At 66.5% G+C, this 21,605-nt stretch carries 18 protein-coding genes and 2 pseudogenes; 7 read left to right on the forward strand and 13 right to left on the reverse strand.

Annotation, left to right across the window (positions count from 1 at the left end; all coding sequences use genetic code 11):
• Positions 1-30 precede the first annotated feature (30 nt).
• From KY501_RS29730 to KY501_RS29765, 8 genes are all read right to left on the reverse strand, one after another.
• Positions 31-2,859 carry a type IV pilus secretin PilQ gene (locus KY501_RS29730; protein WP_224366860.1) on the reverse strand — a complete coding sequence of 943 codons (2,829 nt, stop codon included), beginning with the start codon at positions 2,857-2,859 and terminating at the stop codon, positions 31-33.
• A gap of 49 nt (positions 2,860-2,908) precedes the next feature.
• Positions 2,909-3,460, reverse strand: coding sequence for a pilus assembly protein PilP (locus KY501_RS29735; RefSeq protein ID WP_224366861.1), 552 nt, complete (start codon positions 3,458-3,460; stop codon positions 2,909-2,911).
• Between the two features lie 21 nt (positions 3,461-3,481).
• On the reverse strand, positions 3,482-4,117 hold the full coding sequence (locus tag KY501_RS29740; RefSeq protein WP_224366862.1) for a type IV pilus inner membrane component PilO: 636 nt from the start codon (positions 4,115-4,117) through the stop codon (positions 3,482-3,484).
• A gap of 15 nt (positions 4,118-4,132) precedes the next feature.
• Complete coding sequence (locus tag KY501_RS29745; RefSeq protein ID WP_224366863.1) at positions 4,133-4,816, reverse strand: PilN domain-containing protein; 684 nt, start codon at positions 4,814-4,816, stop codon at positions 4,133-4,135.
• Between the two features lie 34 nt (positions 4,817-4,850).
• Positions 4,851-5,933: a type IV pilus assembly protein PilM gene (gene pilM, locus KY501_RS29750; RefSeq protein ID WP_224366864.1), complete on the reverse strand. Its 1,083-nt coding sequence runs from the start codon at positions 5,931-5,933 to the stop codon at positions 4,851-4,853.
• A 198-nt stretch (positions 5,934-6,131) separates the two neighbouring features.
• Positions 6,132-7,538 (reverse strand): sigma-54-dependent transcriptional regulator, encoded by a 1,407-nt coding sequence (locus KY501_RS29755; RefSeq protein WP_224366865.1) that lies wholly within the window; start codon positions 7,536-7,538, stop codon positions 6,132-6,134.
• 55 nt (positions 7,539-7,593) lie between these two features.
• On the reverse strand, positions 7,594-8,712 hold the full coding sequence (locus KY501_RS29760; RefSeq protein WP_224366866.1) for a sensor histidine kinase: 1,119 nt from the start codon (positions 8,710-8,712) through the stop codon (positions 7,594-7,596).
• 16 nt (positions 8,713-8,728) lie between these two features.
• On the reverse strand, positions 8,729-9,898 hold the full coding sequence (locus KY501_RS29765; protein WP_224366867.1) for a prepilin peptidase: 1,170 nt from the start codon (positions 9,896-9,898) through the stop codon (positions 8,729-8,731).
• A gap of 217 nt (positions 9,899-10,115) precedes the next feature.
• Here KY501_RS29765 and KY501_RS54345 point away from each other — a divergent pair.
• The 7 genes and pseudogenes from KY501_RS54345 to KY501_RS29790 form a co-directional block, all read left to right on the forward strand.
• A pseudogene (locus tag KY501_RS54345) lies at positions 10,116-10,212 on the forward strand (prepilin-type N-terminal cleavage/methylation domain-containing protein); the annotation flags it as partial.
• Positions 10,213-10,214: 2 nt separating this feature from the next.
• Entirely contained in the window at positions 10,215-10,760 is a 546-nt protein-coding gene (locus KY501_RS29770) for a pilin (RefSeq protein WP_373691655.1), read from the forward strand.
• A 77-nt stretch (positions 10,761-10,837) separates the two neighbouring features.
• Positions 10,838-10,931 (forward strand): annotated as a pseudogene (locus tag KY501_RS54350) (prepilin-type N-terminal cleavage/methylation domain-containing protein); the annotation flags it as partial.
• A gap of 2 nt (positions 10,932-10,933) precedes the next feature.
• Positions 10,934-11,476, forward strand: a complete 543-nt coding sequence (locus KY501_RS29775) for a pilin (RefSeq protein ID WP_373691656.1) — start codon at positions 10,934-10,936, stop codon at positions 11,474-11,476.
• A gap of 154 nt (positions 11,477-11,630) precedes the next feature.
• Positions 11,631-12,548, forward strand: a complete 918-nt coding sequence (locus tag KY501_RS29780; protein WP_224366869.1) for a pilus assembly protein — start codon at positions 11,631-11,633, stop codon at positions 12,546-12,548.
• Positions 12,545-13,516, forward strand: a complete 972-nt coding sequence (locus KY501_RS29785) for an ABC transporter ATP-binding protein (RefSeq protein WP_224366870.1) — start codon at positions 12,545-12,547, stop codon at positions 13,514-13,516. The genes KY501_RS29780 and KY501_RS29785 overlap by 4 nt, the downstream gene beginning before the upstream one ends.
• Positions 13,516-14,283, forward strand: a complete 768-nt coding sequence (locus tag KY501_RS29790; protein ID WP_373691657.1) for an ABC transporter permease — start codon at positions 13,516-13,518, stop codon at positions 14,281-14,283. Before KY501_RS29785 ends, KY501_RS29790 begins: the two co-directional genes overlap by 1 nt.
• 70 nt (positions 14,284-14,353) lie before the next feature.
• Here KY501_RS29790 and KY501_RS29795 read toward each other — a convergent pair whose 3' ends face one another.
• Genes KY501_RS29795 through pilB form a run of 5 tightly spaced genes read right to left on the reverse strand, consistent with a single transcriptional unit; the run spans position 14,354 to position 21,535 of the window.
• The gene (locus KY501_RS29795; RefSeq protein ID WP_255636971.1) at positions 14,354-15,712 is read right to left on the reverse strand and encodes a sigma-54-dependent transcriptional regulator; all 1,359 of its coding nucleotides are present in this window, start codon (positions 15,710-15,712) and stop codon (positions 14,354-14,356) included.
• Positions 15,713-15,722: 10 nt separating this feature from the next.
• On the reverse strand, positions 15,723-17,366 hold the full coding sequence (locus tag KY501_RS29800) for a two-component system sensor histidine kinase NtrB (protein WP_224366873.1): 1,644 nt from the start codon (positions 17,364-17,366) through the stop codon (positions 15,723-15,725).
• Positions 17,367-17,376: 10 nt separating this feature from the next.
• A complete protein-coding gene (gene pilC, locus KY501_RS29805; RefSeq protein ID WP_224366875.1) occupies positions 17,377-18,618 on the reverse strand; it encodes a type IV pilus assembly protein PilC in 1,242 nt (413 codons plus the stop codon).
• A gap of 56 nt (positions 18,619-18,674) precedes the next feature.
• The gene (locus KY501_RS29810) at positions 18,675-19,787 is read right to left on the reverse strand and encodes a type IV pilus twitching motility protein PilT (RefSeq protein WP_224366877.1); all 1,113 of its coding nucleotides are present in this window, start codon (positions 19,785-19,787) and stop codon (positions 18,675-18,677) included.
• Between the two features lie 47 nt (positions 19,788-19,834).
• Positions 19,835-21,535, reverse strand: coding sequence for a type IV-A pilus assembly ATPase PilB (gene pilB, locus KY501_RS29815; protein ID WP_224366879.1), 1,701 nt, complete (start codon positions 21,533-21,535; stop codon positions 19,835-19,837).
• Positions 21,536-21,605: the final 70 nt, after the last annotated feature.

Here is a 21,605-nt window from a genome sequence, read left to right on the forward strand (position 1 = left end):
AGGACTGGACTCCATGATGGGCGCCCCGGGTTACAGGGACTGCGCGATGGTCTGCCGATTGAGGATGCGAGGCGTGATGAAGATGAGCAACTCCTGCCGATCGTCTCGCTCCGTGTTCTGACGGAAGAAGTAGCCCAGCACGGGGATCTTCGAGAGGAACGGGATGGCGGCGGTGGAGGTGCTGCCGCGGCGCACGTAGATGCCACCGATGACCGTGGTGTCCCCATCCTTCACGAGCACCTGCGTGGAGGCCTCCTTGCGCTGGATGGCGGGCTGACCGTTGGCGCCCGTGTTCGCCGGATCCGGCTGGTTGTTCTGGGCGGTGATGCTCATGAGGATGCTGCCGTCCTGGGTGATGTGCGGCGTCACCTCGAGCGACAGACGCGCTTCGACGAAGATGGTGTTGGTGCCCTGGGCCGACGTCTGGCTGAACGGGATGGACACGCCCTGGCTGATGCGCGCGGTGTTGTTGTCCAGCGTCGTCACCTTGGGCGCGGAGATCGTCTTCACATAGCCCTCGTTCTCCGCGGCGGAGATGCGCAGGTTGAGCGAGAGCGCTCCGCCGGCCGAGCCGAACTGCATACCGAGAGCGCCACCGACACCCAGGTTCGTGGCGGCCGGCAGGTTGACGGCGAAGTTCGGGTCCCCGACGAAGCCCACCGGCTCGGTGCCCGGCGTGGAGCCGAAGACGCTGACCGTGTTCGGGAAGATGAGGCCCGTGGTGTTGCCCAGGGCGGCGGTGGCGTCGCCTCGACCACCCCACTGCACACCGATCTGGCGGGAGAAGGAGGTCGTCGCCTCGACGATGCGGCTCTCGATGAGCACCTGCGGCGTCTGCGTGTCCAGGTTGCGCACCAGCGCGCGCACCTTCTCGATGTTGGCGCGCACGTCCTTCACGATGAGGACGTTGGTGCGCGTGTCCACCGTCACCGAGCCGCGATCAGACAGGATGTCCTTCACGCGCTGGGACATGTCCGCGGCCACGGCGTAGTTCACCGGGATCAGGTTGACGAGCAGGTCCTCCTGCTGCTGGAGGGACTTCTTGCGCTCATGGCGCAGGCGGGCCTCCTCCTCCAGGGTCTTCAGCGGAGCGATGCGCAGGATGTTGCCCACCTCCTCCTTGCCCAGGTTCTTGGTGCGGAGGATGAGATCCAGGGCCTGGTCCCAGGGCACGTTGCGCAGGCGGATGGTCACCTTGCCGCTCACGTCGTCGGCGACCACGATGTTCTTCTTCGAGATCTCCGCGATGACGCGCAGCAGGTTCTGGATGTCGATGTCCTTGAACTCGAAGGAGACGCGCTTGCCACGGTAGCGGGCCTGCTGCGGCGCGCCCTCGGCGGCATAGGTCGGCGCCTCGGCGGTGAAGCCGGCGGTGCGCTGGGTGACGGCCACCTGCTCCGTCTTCACGCCCTGCACCGAGAGGTTCCAGCTCAGCGCGCCGCCGCCCTGGATGACGGACTCCTCGATGGCGCCATCGGCCGCCACCACCAGGCGCACGCGGTTGCCCTCACCAGGCACCGTGAAGGCGCTGATCATCTTCACCGGGGTGCTCAGCGCGCTGGTGTCCAGGCTGCGCTCGAGCTTGCGGGGCAGCCGGGCGTTGTCCAGCGTCAGCACGGCGCTGCGCGGATCCGGGCGATCCACCTTCCAGGTGGCCGGGCCGGACAGCTTGAGCTGGACGCGGCCGCCGGTGTCGCTCTCGTCGAAGGTGAGCTCCTTGACGTCCACCACCGCGCCAGAAGCCGGCTCGGCCGTGGCGGGCGCCGGGAGCATCGGGGCGCTCTCGGCCACCATCGCGCGAGACTCCTCGGAGGAAGTGGACTTGGGGGGAGCCTTGCGGGCCACCGCGCCGCCCAGGAGGATCTCCAGGCCGCGATTCGCGCGGTCCACACGGTAAGCGGGCATCCCGCCCGGCACATCAAGCACCAGGCGGACCTTCTCCTGGTGAGCGCCCACGCGGACGCCCTTCAGCGTCTTGCCGTGCACGCGCGGAGCCTTGGCGGACAGATCCACGCCATACACATCCACGGCCAAGCGGGGCGGATCGGCCAGCTCGAGCACCTCGTAGCGGGCGACCTCGCCATCCGTGCGGACGGCCAGCGTGTCGCGGGCGAAGGTGATGCCGGTGATGCGGCGGGCCGGGTGGGCCACCTCGCGCTCATCGGCCTCGGCCGCCACCACGTTCTCGGGCAGGGCCGCCGCGGGAGCCTGCTGCGGCTCGCCAGCCTCGACCACCACCGGGGCCGCCTGGGGCGCCGCGGCCTGCGCCACCACCGGAGCCGGCGTGGCGGGCTTCACAGGGGCCTCGGCAACCGCCGGAGCCTTCTCGGCGACCGGAGCCTTCTCGGCGACCGGAGCCTTCTCCGGGGCCGGAGCCTGGGCCACGGCCTGAACGGGCTCGGGCTTGCTCGCCTCGAGCTTGTCCGCGCTTGCGGTGGCCTCCTCGGCCATGCCGCCGTCCACCGAGATGATCACCCGGTTGCCGTCGGCGCGGACGTCGTACTGCGAGGCCTTGTCGAGCGCCACCAGCACCCGGCCCACGCTCGCGCGCTCGTCCGAGAACTGGGAGGCCACGATGCCAGACACCGGTCCGGTGCCGTCATGGTGGCCCTTGATGCCCGTGGCGTCCGTCGACGAGAGGTCGACGACCAGCCGCTCCGGCCCGCTGAGCCGGAAGACGGTAAAGGTCGGTGGACGGGTCCCCGATACGACCACTTGGGCTCCGGAACCTGTCGGGATGACCTTCAGGTCCCTCAGCGTGTTGAGTTCGGCGCCTTCGGCACTGGCGCCCGCGATCACCACCGCAAACGCGGCCGCGATCATCCACTTGCCCCTCGTCACAACGCTCTTCCCGAGCATGCTACCCCTCTACAAGTTGGAATCGGGCTGAGCTGCCGGCCCGTCGGCGCTACTGCCAGTTCTTGCCCGTGGACAAGTCGTACATCGGGTCCCGCTTGTTATCTTCCTTGAGCTGGAGGCTCACAGGATTGGGGATGACCTTGCCCTCCGTCGGGATGTACTCGGTCACTGTCACCGAGTCCCGAAGGATCTGTGTCACCCGTCCTCCCTGCCTCCCCATGCGCGCGTTGCGGCGCACGATGTGCCCGCGTCCCAGCGGGTCCTCCACCATCGCGATCGGATTGGCGTCGCCCGTGACGACCGCCACCAGCTTGAGCTGGTCGATATCCCACGCGCACAGCGGCTCGTTGCATGCCTGCACCTGGGTCTCGTTGCGCGACCGGCCCAGCTCCTCGAGCGGACTGCGGAACGGATCCCGCTTGCCGACCGGGTTGTACGAGTAATTCACGGAGGACTCGACAGGCGCGTCCTTGGTCTCGGCCGCGGCCGCCGCCACGGGCTTGGGCGGAGCAGGACGAGCCGCAGCCGGCTTCTCCTTCCCGCAAGCGGCCAGCGTCAGGGCCAGCGCAACCGTGGTCATCTTGAACTTGAGCGTCTTCATCCTCTGGATCCTCTTGTCACCCTATTTCTTGGGCTGCGCAACTTTCTGGCCCTTTTGCTTCGGATCAGCTGTCGCTGTCTTCGGTTGCTCGACGAACCGGAACGTGGTCGCCACGAAGGAACTCTGCAGGATGACCTTCTCGTTCTTCACCGTCGGCTTGCTCAAGTCGATCCCGTTCACGTTGACGATGCGCCGCATGTTCGCGATCTCCTGCATGAACATGGCGATCTCGTGGTAGTTGCCACTCACCGTCATCTTGATGGGGATGCGCGCGAAGAAGTCGCTGCCGCCCGCCGACTCCTTGCCCGGCTCCACGCGAGCGATCTCCAGGCCTGACTTCTTGCCGATGTCGTTGAGCTGCGCGAGCAGCTCGTCGATCTCCTTCTTCTCCGGCAGCTCGGTGAGAGCCTCGGCGAGCTTCTGCTCCAGCACGTCCATCTCGCGCCGGCGCTCGTTGAGGTTCTGGGCGATCTCGCTCTTCTCCGCGAGGTCGATGTCCAGCTTGCGGCGCTGCTCCACCTGCTTCTTGATGTCGGCCTCCGTCGGCTGGATGAGCGCGAAGAAGTTGATCGCGGTGAGCGCCACCACCAAACCCGCCAGGCCGCCGTACTTCACACCCGCCGGGGCCTTGGCAATCTTGTCCAGATACTGTTCCATGAGTGCCAGGTCCTCTCAGATCGCGTAGTTGGCGATCAGGCTGATGTTGAAATCCACCGTCGGGAAGGCGTTGGGATCGGCGCTCACCGATCCCTTCTGCACCGCTTCCTTCAGCTCGATGTTGGTGAAGAACGTCTTGACGCTGGCGATGGGGAACTCCTCGATGGTGGCGTCGGGCGTGAGCAGCTCCACGCGCGAGGTGGGAGAGTCCTTGCGAGACTCCACCAGCCGGCCCATTCCCTTGGGCGTCCACACCAGGTGGCCCAGGTTGCTCATGAACTCGGCGACCTCGTCATGGCTGATGGCCGAGCCGGTGATCTTCACCCCACCCTTGTCCTCGGCGAAGGCCCTGAGCCACAGCTTCTTCGGAATGGACGAGGCCAGCGCGTCCAGCATCTTCACCGGACCGGAGCGGCCCTTGCGCAGGTTGTCCAGCACGCCGAGCTTCTTCTCCACCTCGGCCTTGCGGTCGTTGATCTTGCTCACCTCGCCGATGACCTTCTCCAGCTCGGTGATCTTCGTCTTGACCTGGCTGATGCCGGCGGCGTTCTGGTCGAACTCGGCCTTGCGGTCCGCGTACCACATGTAATTGCCCACGAACGCGGCAATGAGAATGATGGCGAAGAGGACAAGGATCTGCTTGCCCATCTCCTTCTTCTTCGCCGCCCGGACGGGCAGGAGGTTGATGCGAATCATCATATGCGTCGGTTCCTTCAAGAAGAGGGAGAGGAGATCAGTTCAGCTTGTCACCGGGGCGGCGCAGCGCCAGACCGACCGCCACCGCCGCCATGGGCGCCACGTCCATGATGAAGGCAGGGTCGAACTTGCGGTTGTCCACTTCGATCTTCCGGAACGGGTTGAGGATCTCGACTGGAACGCCCACGCGCGCCTCAATGGTCTTGAACAGCGCGGGGATCTTCGCGGTACCACCGGAGAGGAACACCTTGCTGAAGTTGGCGTCCGCGGCGGTGCCCGCGTAGAAGTCCAGCGAGCGCTGGATTTCACCGGCCACCTGCTCGGCGACGCTGGTGAGCACGCGCTCCACGTCCTGGGGCACCACGGCGTCCGCGTCATTGCGGTTGCCGCCGAGCTTCAGCGCCTCGGCCTCGTCATAGGAGACGTTGAGCTGCTTCTGGATCTCCTCGGTGAACTGGTTGCCGCCGATCGTCACGTCGCGGGTGAAGACGGTGATGCCGTTGGCGATGATGTTGATGTTCACCACCGAGGCGCCCGCGTTGATGAGGACGACGGTCTCCTTGTCGGGGATGTCGTAGTTGGCGGCGAACATGTTCTGGACGGCGAAGGCGTCCACGTCCACCACCACGGGGGCCAGGCCGGCCTCGGAGACGACGGTGGTGTAGTCGTTGATCATGTCCTTCTTGGCGGCCACCAGCAGCACATCCATCTGACCGGTGGCGTCATTGGCGCCCGCGTCGAGGATCTGCGTGTCGATGTTCACGTCCTTGACGTCGAAGGGGATGTACTGCTCGGCCTCCCACTGGATGCTCTCCTCGAGCTCTTCCTGGCTCATGCGAGGCATCTGGATCTTCTTGATGATGACCGAGTGGCCGGAGACGCCGATGGCGACTTCCTTGTTCTTCACCTTCAGCTCGTTCATCAGCTCCTGCACCGCCTGAACGATGGCCGTCGAGTTCATCAACGCACCGTCGACGATGGCCTCGGGAGGCAGCGGCTTCATGCCGAAGCTCTGAAGCGCGTAGCCGACCTCGCCGCGCTTGCGCTGTTCCTTGAGGAGGATCATCTTCACAGAGGTCGATCCGATATCCAGACCGAGTGCCAGTTTGCCCTTCGCCATGCAGTTCTCCCGTGGAGAGGCGCCAGCGTAACACCAGCGCGCAACCCCGCCTAAAAGTTGACCGGCGCCCGCTCGCTCCGCGGCCGGTCGGGCTCATGCCCGCTACCCCTCGGCCGCTCCCCTCGTAACGCCGCGAGTGCCGATTTTCTGGCCTGCGGCGCGCGACGTCAAATCCCCACAATGTGCTCTGTCGGACGCTCAGCTGCCCTTCTCGGCTTCGGCGTCGGGATCGATTCCGTACTCCTTGATCTTGTACAGGAGCGCGCGATGGCTGATGTCCAGGACTTCCGCGGCTCGGGTGCGATTGCCTCGGGTCCGGCGCAGGGCTGCGCGGATGTATGTCTCCTCCAGCTCGCGCATGGCTCGCTTGAGCGACAAATCGCTACCGGCCTGTTGCACGGAGGGGGACCCGGCAGCCGGAGGGGGCGCCGCCCAGAGCCGCTCCGGGAGGTTGGAGGGCAGCAGCAGGGGGCCATCCGTCAGGAGCACGGCGCGCTCCATGGCGTTCTCCAGCTCGCGCACGTTGCCGGGCCAGGCGTAGGCGTTCATGAGGGCCTCGGCCTCGGGGCTGAGTCCCTCGACGGGCGGCTCGCGATTGAGCTGGCGGTTGAAGCGGTGGATGAAGGCGCGAGACAGCAGGGGGATGTCCTCGCGGCGCTCGCGCAGGGGCGGCATCCGCAGGTTCACCACGTTGAGGCGGTAGTAGAGGTCCTCCCGGAATTCTCCGCGCTCCACCAGCTTGCCCAGATCCCTCAGCGTGGCGGCGATGACGCGCACGTCCACGCGCTCGGCGCGGCTCTCTCCCACCGGGCGGATCTCCCCCTCCTGAAGTACGCGCAGCAGCTTGACCTGGGCAGGCAGCGGCAACTCCCCCACCTCGTCCAGGAAGAGAGTGCCGCTGTCGGCCTCGCTGAACAGGCCCTGCTTGGCGGTGCGCGCATCGGTGAAGGCACCCTTCGCGTGGCCGAACAGCTCGCTCTCGATGAGGCCACCGGGGATGGCGCCGCAGTTGACGGCGACGAAGGGGTGCGAGGCCCGGAGCGAGCGCTCGTGCAGCGCGCGGGCGATGAGCTCCTTGCCCGTTCCGCTCTCGCCGGTGATGAGGACGGTGGTGTTGACCGGCGCGAGCCTGTCCACCTGGCGCAGCACGGCCTTGAGGCCCTCGCTCTCGCCCAGGATGCGCTCGGGGGGAGGGGCCGCGGCCGTCCTCAGGCGCCGGTTCTCGCGCAGCAGCCGCTCGCGCTCCTCGGCCTTGCGCAGGACGAAGACGATCTCCTCAGGCTTGAAGGGCTTCTGGACGTAGTCGTAGGCCCCGGCGCCGACGGCCTCCAGCGCCTGCTCCTGCGAGCCATAGGCGCTCATCACCAGCACGGTGAGGCCGGGATGGTCGACCTTGGCCTGGCGCAGCACGGAGAGGCCGTCGCGCTTGGGCATGCGCACGTCACACAGCAACACGTCGTAGCTGCGCGCGGCCAGTTCTCGCACGGCCTCCGCGCCGTCGGCGACGGCGCGGACCTCATAGCCATGCTCGGTCAGCACCAGAGTGAGGACGTGGCGGATGGACGGCTCGTCATCGGCGACGAGGATGGATCGGAAGGTAGGCATGATCTTGAATGGACCCCATCATCCCCCAGCGCCCTGACGCAAGGGAGTAACGGATTCATGGGGCGGACAGGTGGACGATGAAGCGGGCGCCGCCCCCGGGAACATTCTCCGCGGTGAGCCGGCCACCCATGCTCTGAGCCAGGTGCATGGACACCGCGAGCCCCAGCCCCGTGCCCTTTCCCTCCTTGGTGGTGAAGAAGGGCTCGAAGAGGCGAGGCATGACGTCCGCGGGGATGCCCGGGCCGGTGTCCTCCACCTCCAGCCGCACCTCGGAGCCCTCGCGCCGGGTAGCGACGCGCACGCCCCCCTCCCCTCCCATGGCCTGCGCGGCGTTGAGCATGAGGTTGATGACGATCTGCGAGAGCGGCCCCGCATCCGCGCGGGCCAGCAAGCCGGGCTCGAGCCCGAAGTCCACCTTCACCTTGGACAGCTCGGGTCCGGCGCGCACGAGCTTCACGCACGTTTCCACCACCTGGCTCACGTCCACAGGCGTCAGCGAGGCGGGCCTCGGCCTCCCCAGATCCAGCAGTCCCCGGACGATGCCGTCGATGCGCTGCACCTCGTGATCGATGCGCTGCAGGAATTCCTTCAGCTCGGGAGTCGTGGCCCGCATGCGCGCCAGCGACAGGTAGCCGAGAATGCCAGCCAGCGGATTGCCCACCTCGTGCGCCACGCCCGCGGCCAGCTTGCCCACCGTGGCCAATCGCTCGGCGGCCACCAGCTCCGTCTGGGCTCGGGACAGGCGCGCGTTGGCCTCGCGCAATGCCTCGAGCTGCGAGCGCGTCTTGGCCTGCTCCAGACGCAGCGCTTCGGCCATGCGATTGAGCGCGCTCTGGAAGCGAGACAGCAGGGGGCCGCCCTGGGACACCGGCGGCAGATTCAGCTCGAGTCGCCCGAGCTGCTCCACCGCCAGCTCCGTGTTCCGCAGCGGCCGGCCCACGGTGAAGTCCAACACGAAGTACACCAGCGTCCCCAGCACCAGCAGGTCCAGCGCCAGCGCGAAGGGCAGGAAGCCACGCACGCGCGAGAGCACTTCCGCCTCGGGGCTATCCGGGGGAGCCAGGCGGCGCGTCACGTCCACCAGCCGGATGAGCGCAGGCTGCAGCGTGAGCCACGAGAGCCCCGTGGTGAGCGAGCCCAACAGGAAGGCCACGCTGGCGATGCGCCACTTCATCTCGCCCGGCCCCCACTCATCGCAGTCCTCCAAGCAGCTGCGCGAACTGGCGCGGCAGGACATGAGCCAGCCACGGCGCCAACAAGAGGATCTCCAGTCCCGCCAGGGCCAGCCACGGCCCGAAGGGGATATTCGTCGTGCCCGGCACCCAGTCGACCTCCTCGCCGTGCTCGTCCTTGGGCTCGTCTGGAATGGGCTGGACCAGCAAACACCAGGGCACCAGCAGGATCCGCTTCCAGAGCGGAATCCCTGGCAGGGTGAATTCCCAGGTCATCGTCGACTCGGGCTCCGGAGACTCCTCTTCAGGGCCTGCCCCGGCTGGGGCTGCCGCGACTGGGTCGGTCTCTACCGGGGCTGTCTCCACCGGCGCCACCTCTACCGGGGCTGTCTCCACCGGCGCCGCCTCCACTGGAGCCTTTTCCTCCGAAACCCCGGGAGGAGGCGCATCCGGCCCAGGGGGCCCCTCTGGCGCCGACTCTGACTCCGCGCGTGGCCCCGCCCGGCCTGTGAGCGCAATCAACAGCACTCCCACCACGGCCCCCTGGAGCGAGGACAGGAACAAGATGCCCAGCAGCGCCTTCCACGAGAGGAACGCGCCCAACAGCGCCACCAGGAACTTGTCGCCTCCTCCGAGCGCCTCCTTCTTGAACATCTTCCACCCCACGTACTCCATGAGGCGGAAGCACAGGAAGCCGATGACCGCGCCCAGCGCCGCATCGCGCAAGGCTTCCATCCCCCTGGGTATGGCCAGCACCACCCCGGCAAAGATGCCCGGAATGGTCAGCGAGAAGGGCAGGATCCAGTGCTCCAGATCAATGAAGGTGAGCGGCACCAGCAGCGTGACGAGCACCAGGGAAGAGACCAGCTCCCAGGTGAAATCGAAGCGGCGCACGCAGGCCAGGAAGAGCAGGCCCACCAGCAGTTCCACCAGAGGATAGCGGATGGAGATGGGCGCCTTGCAGCCCTTGCAGCGCCCCCTCAACGCCAGCCACGACACGAGCGGGATGTTCTCGTACCAGGCCAGGGTGTGCCCGCACTTCGGGCAGCGCGAGCGCGGCCGGACGATGCTTTCCCCTTGCGGCACTCGGGCAATGACGACATTCAAGAAACTGCCGACGCACAGGCCCAGGACGAACAGCCAGACCGTCAGCAGAGAGAAGAAAAAGGGCGGCAGCTCCTGAGCCATAGTGAGGCTCCCCAGGCTAGCCTCTCTGGTCCGGGTGCCCAAATTCGTCGCTGACTGCCAAATTTTGTCGATCCCACCCCGGCCTGATCCCACCCCCGTCAACCCAGATCCAAGCGATCAGGCTACTTAGCAGATCTGGCGGAGGTGGCCCCGGCCTTGCTATGACTCTAGACCGTCGTTCACCCCCAGTCCTCGCCGACTGCAAGGAGCAGCAGACATGACCCAGATCCGTCGCAACCGTGGTTTCACCCTCATCGAGCTCATGATCGTGGTGGCGATCATCGGCATCCTCGCGGCCATCGCGATCCCGAACTTCATCCGGTTCCAGGCCCGCGCCCGCCAGTCTGAGGTGAACACCAACCTCAAGAGCCTTTTCACTGGGCTGCGCACCCAGCAGCGCAAGCCGCCCGCGGCCATCCGCGCCACCAGCTTCGCTCCTGAGCGTGGCAACCGCTACAGCTACCACCTCAACAACGACTGCGCCCCGACCGCCGAGAAGCGCGACGCGGTCGACGCCGTGCAGAACAACACCGACACCTGCATCGGCGTGGACCAGTTCAAGTTCACCTCCTTCCCGGCCTTCTTCGAGGTTCAGGGTCTGACGGGCCCGGTGTGGAACGCCAAGTGCACCAACAACGCCATGTCCTCTGACTCCGGCATCTTCGGCAGCCAGGATGACTGGTGCTTCCTGGCCTACGGCGCTGGCGACGTGGACAACACCCCGGACAACGACAAGGCGGACACCTGGTCCATCTCGTCCTCCGACGGCCAGCTGCAGCCGTCCTGCCCCGCGACGGGCGTCACCGATAACGTCGCCGCTGGCGAGCCGTTCAACATCTACAACGATGTGAACTGCGACTGATCCCTGCGCTTCGCTGACATGTCGAACAGGCCGGGATGCTCGTTCATCCCGGCCTGTTTTATTTAGGAGGACCCTCCATGCGCCGAAACCGTTCGCGCGGCTTCACGTTGATCGAGTTGATGATCGTGGTGGCGATCATCGGCATCCTGGCAGCCATTGCCATTCCGAACTTCCTGCGGTTCCAGGCGCGCGCCAGACAGTCCGAGGCCAACTCCAACCTCAAGACGCTCTTCACCGGGCTTCGCACGCTCCCCAAGCGGCCCCAGGCGCAGATCCGTGTCCCGGGCTTCTCTCCCGAGCGTGGCAACCGGTACAGCTACCACATGAATGACCCCTGCACGACGGCCGAGGATCGGACAGGCGTCAACATCATCCAGAACCCCAACGACGACTGCGTGGGGGTCGACAACTTCAAGTTCAGCTCGTTCCCCGCGACGTTCACCGTGATCTCCCCGCTCAACGTCACCTGGAACACCAAGGCCTCGCAGAATGGCATGAGCCTGAAGCCGGGCCTGTATGGCTCGGGAGTGAACTGGGACTTCCTGGGCTATGCGGCGGGAGACGTGGACAACGTCATCTCGGATACGGCGGATACCTGGCTGGTCGCCTCCTCGGATGGCCAGATCACCCCTGCCTGCCCGAGTACCGGTGGAGTGTCCCAGAACGTCGCAGCTGGCGAGCCCTTCAACGTCAACAATGATGTGAACTGCGACTAGGTAGTCCCCCCCCGCAGGGAATGCCGCCGCGGGTGAGCCGTTCAACGTCAACAACAATGATGTGAACTGCGGCCAGCCAATCAAACGCTCCCTGCTGGAACTGTCCCCTCTGGCCTGCCGCGCTCCCCGCCGGTAGTGTTGCGGCCCCAAAGCGATGAAGTCCCTCCTCACACTGGCGATCCTCCTCTCTGGAATTGGGACCGTGGTCGCGCTCTCGGAGCCGCCGCGAGACCCGCCCCGAGGCCCCTACCAGGCTCCACTGCTGCCCCGCCTCGAGATGCTGCGAGTGCTGGGCGCCGGACAGCGCTCGCTCGTCACCGACTATTACTGGCTCCAGGCCATCCAGGCCGCCGGCCGAGGCAGCGAGAGCAAGGATCCCACCCGGTACCTGGATCTCTTCTACTACGCGGATCTGGTCACGGACCTGGATCCCAAGTTCCACAAGGTCTACCTCTACGCGGGCAACACCATCCCCACCAACCTGGGCCGCGAGACGTGGGTGAACACGGTGGAGGCGCGGAGGATCCTCGAGAAGGGGGTGAAGAACTTCCCCGACGACGCCAACCTGCGCCTCTACCTCGCCTACAACCTGAGCTACTTCTTCAGCGAGTACGCGGCCGCCGCCGAGCACCTGCGCATCGCCGCCACGCTGCCGAACGCGACCAAGTTCGTGCCGGAGTTCGCCTCGCGCATGCTGGCGTTCAACCGCCGCTTCGACGCCGCGCTCGCGATGGTGGAGTCCTTCCGTGATAACGAGACGGATCCCCAACTGCGCCAGGTCTTCGAGGACCGCATCAAGGAGATCCGCCTCGAGCAAGTCCTGGTGAAGGTGGACGACGCCATCACCTCCTTCAAGAAGCGTGAGGGCCGGATGCCCACCGCCATGTCCGAGCTGACCGCCAAGGGAGACCTGCCTGGAATCCCCGCTGATCCGCTGGGCGGCTACATCGGCTTCGATCCCGACGGAAAGAGCTACTCCAGCATGAGCCACTCGCGCCTGAGGCCTCCCGAGTTCGACAAGAAGCTTCAGCAGCAGCAGGACCAACAGGACGCACACAACAACACGCCATGAGCGCTCCCGAGACGCTAGCCATCGAGACCCGGGACCTGTCGAAGACGTACCGGCTGGGTTTCTGGATGAACAAGCGGGTGCTGGCTCTGCAAGGCCTCACCCTCTCCATCCACCCCGGACAGGTCTACGGACTGCTGGGCCCCAATGGGGCTGGCAAGTCCACCACCATCAAGATCCTGATGAACCTCGTCCAGGCGACGAGCGGCACGGCCCATATCTTCGGGCACGAACCGGACGCCAAGGAGGCCCGCCGCAACGTGGGCTTCCTGCCGGAGAACCCCGCCCCGTACGAGTACCTCACGGGCGAGGAGTTCGTCCGGCTGGCCGGCCAGCTCGTCGGCCTGAGCGGGCACGAGCTGGACAAGCGCGTGAAGGAGGTGCTGGGCGCGGTGGGCATGTCTCGCACGGCGGGCCTGCAGATCCGCCGCTACTCCAAGGGCATGGTCCAGCGCGTGGGCCTGGCGCAGGCCATCGTCGGCAAGCCCAAGCTGCTCATCCTGGACGAGCCCACCAGCGGCCTGGATCCCGTGGGGCGGCGGGAGATCCGCGATCTCATCCTCCAGGAGCGCGAGCAAGGCACCACGGTGCTCTTCTGCACGCACATCATCCCGGACGTGGAGGCGCTCTGTAACCGGGTGGCGGTGCTCGTCAATGGCAAGCAGGCGCGCGAGGGCAGCGTGCAGGAGCTGCTCACGGCGCAGGTGCCGCTGGTGGAGCTCACCATCGAGGGCCTGACACCGGACACGCTCCGGGGCCTGGGCCACCCGCTCGAGCAGGTGCAGGACCTGACCAACCGCGTGCTGGTGCGCGCCGGAGATGCCCACGTGCAGCCGCTGCTCAAGAGCGTGCTGAACGCGGGCGGGCGAGTCACCCAGCTTCAGCCGGCCCGCTTCTCGCTGGAGGAGCTGTTCCTCCAGGCGATGAGCGAGGCCAAGCACGGCACTGTCGGAGGAGAGATCCAGTCATGATGCGGCCGTTCCTCGCGCTCACCCTCAATGGCTTCCGGGAGGCCCGGCGCAACCGCGTCACCGTGGTGGTGGGCGCGTTCGCCCTGGGGCTCCTGGTTGCCTCCACGCTGCTCACCAACCTGAGCGTCTCCACGTTCGACCGCGTGCTCACGGACGTGGGCATCGGGGTGATGAGCATCGTGCTGGTGCTGCTCGCCGTCTTCCTCTCCAGCGGCATGCTGGCGCGGGAGATCGAGCGCAAGACGCTCTTCCTCATCGTCTCCAAGCCCATCACCCGCGCGACGTTCCTCACCGCGCGCTTCGCCGGCAACATGCTCACCCTGGGCGTGCTGCTACTGGCCATGGGGGTGCTCTTCTTCGGGCAGATCGCCCTCTATGGGACGGTCGTCACGGAGGCCCAGTTCGTCGCCATCGGGATGCTCTTCTTCGAGCTGCTGGTGCTCAGCAGCATCGGCTTCGCGATGTCGAGCTTCTCCAGCCAGATGGTGTCGGCCACGGTGACGATCGGCGCGTACTTCGCCGGCCACCTGGGCGGCGACATCTACGAGATGTCTCGCAAGGCCGAGAGCCCCCTGTTCCAGTGGGTGGGCAAGGCCATCTATTACGCGCTGCCCAACCTCTCGCGGCTCAACTACCGCGTGCAGGCCACGTATGAGCTGCCCACGCCCCTCACGGATCTGGTGCCCTCCATGCTCTACGCGGTGGCCTACGCCGCGGTGATGATTGCCATCGCCGTCGCCCTCTTCGCGCGCCGCGACTTCAAGTAGGCACGCTGGGGCCTCTCCGAAAGAGAGGCCCCTCCTCGCCGCACACCGTCCGCGCGGACAGCGGCGGGAACTACGCCGGACCGGGATCGCCGTCCTCGCGATCTCCCAGGCCGTGCTTGGCGGCGCGGTAGCGGAAGGAACGGAAGCTCAGCCCCAGCAACTCCGCCGCGCGCGTCTTCACGCCTCCCGCCCGCTGAAGCGCGGCCAACAGGTACCGCCGCTCCGCATCGTCCAGGTAGCGCTCCAGCGAAAAACCATTCGGCAGTTCCACGGCGCCCGCGGCCTGCTGCTCGGGCTCCCGCTCGCCGCGCAGCGCCGAGGGCAGCGTCTCCGGCCCCAGCACATCCACGTCCGCCAGCGTGGCGGCACGCTCCACGATGTTCTGCAACTGCCGCACGTTGCCCGGGAAGGAGTAGCGCTCCAGCACCTCGATGGCCGGCGGTGAGAAGTTCAGGTTCGGCCGCCCCAGCTCCTCGCGCATCTGCGCCAGGAAGTGACGCGCCAGCAGCGCAATGTCTCCCGTGCGATCGCGCAGCGGCGGCAGATCCACGGTGATGACATTGAGGCGGTAGAGCAGATCCTCGCGGAAGCGGCCGGCCTTCACCTCCGACTCCAACCGCTTGTTGGTGGCCGCCACCACCCGGGCATGGAAGGGCACCTCGGTGGAGCTGCCCACCGGCTTCACCCGCCGCTCCTGCAGCACGCGCAGCAGCTTCACCTGCGTGGACATCGGCACCTCGCCGATCTCGTCCAGGAAGACCGTCCCCTCCCCCGCCGAGACCAGGATGCCCGAGCGATCCGCCTGCGCCCCCGTGAAGGAGCCCTTCACGTGGCCGAACAGCTCGCTCTCCAGCACGCCCTCGTTGAGGGCCGCGCAGTTGACCGGGAGGAACGGCGCCCCCGCGCGCGTGCTGCGCAGGTGGAGCGCGCGCGCCACCAGCTCCTTGCCCGTGCCGCTCTCGCCCGTAATGAGCACCGTCGTGCGGCTGGGCGCCACCTTCTCCACCAGCGCCCAGACCTCCTGCATCGCCGGGCTCTCGCCCACCCACAGCCCGCGCATGCCGCTCAGCGAGCGGCGCAGGTTCCGGTTCTCCTCGCGCAGGCCGCGCTTCTCCAGCGCCTTCTGCACCAGCAGCTTCAGCTCTTCGTTGTCGAAGGGCTTGCAGATGTAGTCGTAGGCTCCCGCCCGCATCGCCTCCACCGCGGCGGCCGGCGTGCCAAAAGCCGTGATGAGGATCACCTCGGGCGGAGCCGACAGCACCCGTGCGGCCTTCAGCACGTTCAGGCCGCTGCCCGCGCCCAGCTTCATGTCCGAGATGACGACGTCCACGCCTCCCGAACTCAGCGTGTCGACCGCCGCCTTCTCGTTCCCCGCGATGCTCACGCGGTAGCCCACCCGCGCCAGCAGCATCTCGAGGTACTCGCGCATCGACAGCTCGTCATCCACTACTAGCACGTGCACCCTGCACCTCCTCCGCGGCCAGCGGCAGCTCCACCGTGAACTCCGTCCCCGCCTCGGGAGTGGAGGTCACCTGGAGACGGCCCTCGTGCGACCGCACGATGGAGTATGCCGTAGCCAGCCCCAAACCCGTCCCGCCACTTCGCGTCGTAAAGAATGGTTCGAAGATACGCCCCAGGTGTGACTCGGGGATGGCTCCCGCCGAGTCCCACACACGCAGCCGCGCCATGCCGCCCTCGCTCGACAGGGACACCCGCACGCGGCCACCCTCCCCTACCGCCTCGAAGGCGTTGCGCACCAGGTTCAGCAGCACCTGCCGCAATTGATCCGGATCCACCGTGGCCGTCACCGGCCGCAGCTCCAGCTCCAGCTCCACGCCCAGGCTGAGCGGATCCGTCTGGAGCATCTCCATCGTCTCCCGGACGAGCTGCTCCAGCTCCACGCCTCGGAGCACCGGCTTCGGCGGGCGGGCGAAGCGCAGGAACTCCTCCACCAGGCGCGAGAGCCGATCGGACTCGCGCAGCAGGATGGCCGTCAGCCGGGACGTGGCCGGATCCTCCGAGCCGTCCTGCGCCAGCATCTGCGCCGACCCGCGCATGGCCGCCAGCGGGTTGCGAATCTCATGCGCCAGCTGCGCCGCCAGCGTCCCCAGCGCCGCCAGCCGATCCGCCCGCCGCAGCTCGTCCTCGGCACGCCTCAGCGCCGTCAGATCCTGGAACACGATGAGGCGCGAAGCACGGCCCGTGCCCTCCAGCGGCGCCAGCGTGAGGCCCAGGATGCGAGACCCACGCGGCGTCTCCACCTTCAGCTCGGAGCGAGGCACCCGCTCCATCCCCGGCAGCCCCGGCAGCAGTTCCTGCACCCGCTTGCCCTTCACCGCCGCGTCCTCGAGCCCGAGGATGCTCATGGCCGCGCGGTTGATGAAGGAGACGCTCCCATCCTCCTCGCACGTGAGGAGCCCGGACGGGGTGCTGTCGAGGATCTGCTCATGCAGCGTGGCCAGGCGCCGCAGATCCGCCTGACTGGCCGACAGCCGCCCGCCGGCCGCCAGCAGCTGGCGACTGAGGAAGCCGGCCAGCGCCGCGATGAGGAAGTGCGCCAGCACGTTGCTGGCGAAGGTGAAGCTGAAGCGCACCACCATGGCCGCGGACGGTTGTGCGCTGAGCCGCAGCAGGTGGGTGACGACAATGGCGCCATACGCCCCCGAGCAGGCCGCCGCCGTCACGAACGCCCCCCGCTGCGACAGGAGGATGGAGGCGGCAATCACCGCCAGCGAGTACGTGAAGCTGAACGGAGAGTCCGCAGCCCCGGTGATGGACACCAGGCCCGAGGCGATCAGCACGTCCCCCGCTACCTGCACCACCGCGGCCACGCGGCCCACATGGCCCCGGCGCAGCCACAACCCGTAGATGAGGGAGAGGACGTAGACCAGCCCGATGCCGACGAAGCCCAGCGTGTCCTGGCGCGACAGCTCACTCGTCGGCGACGAGGCGAGCAACCGCAGCGCGAAGACCGTCAACAGCAGACTGGTCGCGACGGTCCGGAAGACGGTCAGCCACGTCAACCGGACTCGCAGCTCGGCCTCCCCCGGGAGCAGGGGGAGTGCCGCTCGACTGGATGTCACCGGCGAAGCTCTACTTGATAGCGCCGGCGATGGAGAAGATGGGCAGGTACATCGCGATGAGGAAGCCGCCCACCACGCCGCCCAGGAACACCATCAGCAGCGGTTCGATCATCGCCGTGAGGCCGGCGACGGCCGTGTCCACCTCGTCGTCATAGAAGTCGGCGATCTTGTTGAGCATCGCGTCCATGGCGCCCGTCGCCTCACCGACGCCGATCATCTGCACCACCATGGAGGGGAACACGCCCGTCTCCAACAGCGGACCGGCGATGTTCTTACCCTCGGCGATCTTGCCACGCACGAAGTAGATGGCCTCTTCCACCGTGCGGTTACCGGCCGTCTTCGCCGTCACGTCCAGCGCGTCCAGGATGGGCACGCCCGAGGAGATCATCGTGCCGAGCGTGCGCGTGAAGCGCGCCACCGCCACCTTGCGGATCACCGGCCCGAACAGCGGCATCTTCAAGATGACCTTGTCCAGGATCTTGCGGCCCTTCGGGTTGTTGTACGTGTAGTAGAAGAAGAAGACGACGGAGCCGATGCTCACCAGCAGGTGGATGATGTAGTTCTGCAGCCACTCGGACATGTCCACCACGAACTGGGTGGGGGCCGGCAGCGCGGAACCGAAGTCCGCGAACATCTTCGCGAACACCGGCGTCACCTTGAGCAGCAGCAGCGCCGTCACGCCGATGGCCACGAGGATAACGATGGCCGGATAGGTCATCGCGCTCTTGACCTTGCGCTTGAGCTTCTCCGCCTTCTCACGGTAGGCCGCCAGACGGTTGAGAATGGTGTCGAGGATACCGCCCACCTCGCCCGCGGCGCACAGCTGCACGAAGAGCTCGTCGAAGACCTTGGGGTGTTCCTTGAGCGCGTCCGCGAAGGTGGAGCCCTGCTCGACCTTGCCCTTGATGGCGAAGACGACCTTCTTGAAGGCCGGGTTGTCCATCTGGGTGCCCAGGATGTCCAAGCACTGCACCAGCGGGAGGCCGGCGTCGATCATCGTGGCGAACTGACGGGTGAAGATGAGGATGTCCTTCCCCGTCACCCCGCTGCCGATGCTGAGATTGATCTCGTACGGCTTCTTCTTGACCTTGACCGGGTTGAGACCGAGCGACTTGAGGCGCGCGTTGACGGCCTCGGCGTCGCCCGCCTCCATCTCGCCCTTCTTGGTCTCTCCGCCCTTGGTCTTGGCCTCCCAGAGCCACTGGGTCGTCTTTTTCTGAACCGCTGCCTGCTTCTGTGCTGGTGCCGCCATGACTCTGGACCTCCGCGGGGGACCGCCACTCTACCGCGCGTCTTGAAAACTCATAACTACCGGCCGGGGGCTCCGCCGCCTGGCCGCTGCGGGGCCATGCCCGGTACACTTCCCGACAGAATGTTGCGCAGCTCCTCGGCATCGCTGGAGCGGCCGAAGGCCTCTTCCTGGCTGATCAGCCGCCGCGCCAGGAGCGCCGCCAGGGCCTGATTGAAGGTCTGCATGCCGTACTTGGCCTGACCGACCTGCATGGAGGAGTACACCTGGTGGACCTTGTCCTCACGGATGAGGTTGCGGATTGCGGGCGTGGGGATCATCACCTCCAGCGCCAGCACGCGGCCCGGGCCACCGGCCTTGGCCACCAGCGACTGGCTCATCACGCCTTCGAGCACGAAGGACAGCTGGGCGCGCACCTGCGGCTGCTGGTACGGCGGGAACACGTCCAGCACCCGGTTGATGGTCTGCACCGCGCTGTTGGTGTGCAGCGTGGCGTAGCAGGTGTGACCCGTCTCGGCGATGGTGAGCGCCGCTTCGATGGTCTCCAGGTCTCGCAGCTCGCCCACCAGCACGATGTCCGGGTCCTGGCGGAGGATGTACTTGAGCGCCGTCTTGAAGTTGCGCGTGTCGGCGCCGACCTCTCGCTGGTTCACCAGGCAGTTCTTGTGCGGGTGCAGGTACTCGATCGGATCCTCGATCGTCATGATGTGCTCATGACGTTCGGTGTTGATCTTGTCGATCATCGACGCCAGCGTGGTGGACTTGCCCGAGCCCGTGGGGCCCGTCACCAGGATGAGGCCGCGGGGGCGCTTCACCAGCTCGGCCACCACCGGCGGCAGCCCCAGCTCCGCGAAGGTGAGGATCTTGAACGGAATGGTCCGGAACGCGCCAGCCACCGCGCCGCGCTGCATGTAGATGTTGGCGCGGAAGCGAGACAACCCCTTCACGCCGAAGGAGAGGTCCAGCTCGTTGTCTTCCTCGAACTTGTGCTTCTGGGCGTCCGTGAGGATCGAGTAGCAGAGCTGCTTGGTCTCCACCGGAGTAAGGGGCGCCGTCTTCAGCGGCACCAGCTCGCCGTCCACCCGGAGCTGGGGCGGTGAGCCCGTGGTGATGTGGAGGTCGGAAGCGCCCTTCTCGACCATCGCCTTCAGAAGCTGATGCAGATTTGCCACGGAGGAAGTCCTTCGAGCTGCGGTGAAGTGTGGGTGAAGACTGAAGCCTAGAAGCGGTCCGGAGCGGTGTTGCCCACCACCTCTTCGAGCGTGGTGACGCCGTCCATCATCTTCGCCAGCGCGGACATGCGCAGAGAGCTCATGCCCAGGCGGATGGCCTCCTGCTTGAGCTCGTTGGCGGCGGCGCCGTTGATGACCAACTCCTTGAGGCCGTCCCAGAAGGGCATGACCTCGTAGACGGCCACGCGGCCGCGGTAGCCACGGTCATTGCACTCGCGGCAGCCAACCTTCTCGTACATGGTGAAGGCGCCGATCTTCTCCGGGGGCACGCCCGCGTCGATGAGGGCCTTCTCGTCCACGGTGGACGCCGGGCGCTTGCAGTCCTTGCACAGGCGGCGGCACAGACGCTGGGCCAGGATCAGGTTCAGCGAAGCCGTCACGAGGAAGGGCTCGATGCCCATGTTGAGCAGACGGCTGACGGTGCCTGGAGCGTCGTTGGTGTGCAGCGTGGAGAGCACCAGGTGGCCCGTGAGCGCCGCCTTCACCGCGATTTCGCCCGTCTCGAAGTCTCGGATCTCGCCGATCATGATGATGTCGGGGTCCTGACGGAGGAAGGAGCGCAGCGCCGCCGCGAAGTTCAGGCCGATGTCTTCATGCATCTGCACCTGGTTGATGCCGGCGAAGTTGAACTCGACCGGGTCCTCCGCGGTGGAGATGTTGGTGTCGATCTGGTTCAGCGACGAGAGCGCCGAGTACAGCGTCGTCGTCTTGCCGGAACCCGTCGGACCCGTCACCAGCACCATGCCGTAGGGGCGGTTGATGGCCTCCTGGAACCACTCGAGCGGCGTCTTGTCGAAGCCCAGCTTGGTCATGTCGAGCTGGAGGTTCGACTTGTCGAGCAGACGCATCACGACCTTCTCGCCGAACAGCGTGGGGCACACGCTGACGCGGAAGTCCATCTCCTTACCGCCACCCATCTTGATCTTGATGCGTCCGTCCTGCGGCAGACGGCGCTCGGAGATGTCCAGCTCCGCCATGATCTTCAGACGGCTGGTGATGGCGTTGCGCAGCTTCATCGGCGGGCGCATGACTTCGTACAGCGAGCCGTCGATGCGGAAGCGCACGCGGAAGTCCTTCTCGTACGGTTCCACGTGGATGTCGGACGCGCCCTTCTTGATGGCGTCCATGAGGATCAGGTTCACCAGCTTGACGACGGGGGCGTCGTCCGCGGCCTTGGCCATCTCCTCGAGGTTCTCGTCCTCTTCCTTGGAGACCTCGATGTCGTCGGACACCTCTCCGACGATGTCGTCCAGCGAGGGGCCCTTCTCCGCGTAGTAGCGCTCGATGGCATCGCGGATGGAGATCTCCGAGGCGACCACCGACTCGATGTTGTAGCCGGTGAGGAACTTCAGATCGTCCACCGCGTAGATGTTGGACGGATCGCACATCGCGACGATCAGCGACGGGCCGGCACGGTTGACGGGGATGACCAGGTGCTTCTCGGCGACTTCCTTGGGGACCAGCTTGATGATCTCCGGGTCGACGTCGAAGTCCTTGAGGTTGATGGCCGGCACGCCGTACTGCTTGGAGAGGAAGTCCGTGAGCTTGGACTCCTCGATGGCTCCCGTCTTGATGAGGGCGGTGCCGATGCGGGCTCCGCTCTTCTGAGACTCCTCTTGCGCCTTGCGCAGCGCCTGCACGGTGATGAGGTTCTCGCGGACCAGCAGTTCACCAAGTCGACCGGACATTCAGCAGCCTCGAGCAGAAAGAAAGACGGGCAGTTGCCTCTGGTGCGCCAGGCGCGGGCCAGGAGGCAGG

This window comes from Hyalangium versicolor (assembly GCF_020103695.1).
Classification (GTDB): Bacteria; Myxococcota; Myxococcia; order Myxococcales; family Myxococcaceae; genus Hyalangium; species Hyalangium versicolor.

Excerpts from the sequence above, each read along its gene's own strand:
- KY501_RS29730 (WP_224366860.1), bottom strand. The coding sequence starts at position 2,859 with ATGCTCGGGAAGAGCGTTGTGACGAGGGGCAAGTGGATGATCGCGGCC.
- KY501_RS29735 (WP_224366861.1), bottom strand. The coding sequence starts at position 3,460 with ATGAAGACGCTCAAGTTCAAGATGACCACGGTTGCGCTGGCCCTGACG.
- KY501_RS29740 (WP_224366862.1), bottom strand. The coding sequence starts at position 4,117 with ATGGAACAGTATCTGGACAAGATTGCCAAGGCCCCGGCGGGTGTGAAG.
- KY501_RS29745 (WP_224366863.1), bottom strand. The coding sequence starts at position 4,816 with ATGATGATTCGCATCAACCTCCTGCCCGTCCGGGCGGCGAAGAAGAAG.
- pilM (WP_224366864.1), bottom strand. The coding sequence starts at position 5,933 with ATGGCGAAGGGCAAACTGGCACTCGGTCTGGATATCGGATCGACCTCT.
- KY501_RS29755 (WP_224366865.1), bottom strand. The coding sequence starts at position 7,538 with ATGCCTACCTTCCGATCCATCCTCGTCGCCGATGACGAGCCGTCCATC.
- KY501_RS29760 (WP_224366866.1), bottom strand. The coding sequence starts at position 8,712 with ATGAAGTGGCGCATCGCCAGCGTGGCCTTCCTGTTGGGCTCGCTCACC.
- KY501_RS29765 (WP_224366867.1), bottom strand. The coding sequence starts at position 9,898 with ATGGCTCAGGAGCTGCCGCCCTTTTTCTTCTCTCTGCTGACGGTCTGG.
- KY501_RS29780 (WP_224366869.1), top strand. The coding sequence starts at position 11,631 with ATGAAGTCCCTCCTCACACTGGCGATCCTCCTCTCTGGAATTGGGACC.
- KY501_RS29785 (WP_224366870.1), top strand. The coding sequence starts at position 12,545 with ATGAGCGCTCCCGAGACGCTAGCCATCGAGACCCGGGACCTGTCGAAG.
- KY501_RS29790 (WP_373691657.1), top strand. The coding sequence starts at position 13,516 with ATGCGGCCGTTCCTCGCGCTCACCCTCAATGGCTTCCGGGAGGCCCGG.
- KY501_RS29795 (WP_255636971.1), bottom strand. The coding sequence starts at position 15,712 with ATGCGCGAGTACCTCGAGATGCTGCTGGCGCGGGTGGGCTACCGCGTG.
- pilC (WP_224366875.1), bottom strand. The coding sequence starts at position 18,618 with ATGGCGGCACCAGCACAGAAGCAGGCAGCGGTTCAGAAAAAGACGACC.
- pilB (WP_224366879.1), bottom strand. The coding sequence starts at position 21,535 with ATGTCCGGTCGACTTGGTGAACTGCTGGTCCGCGAGAACCTCATCACC.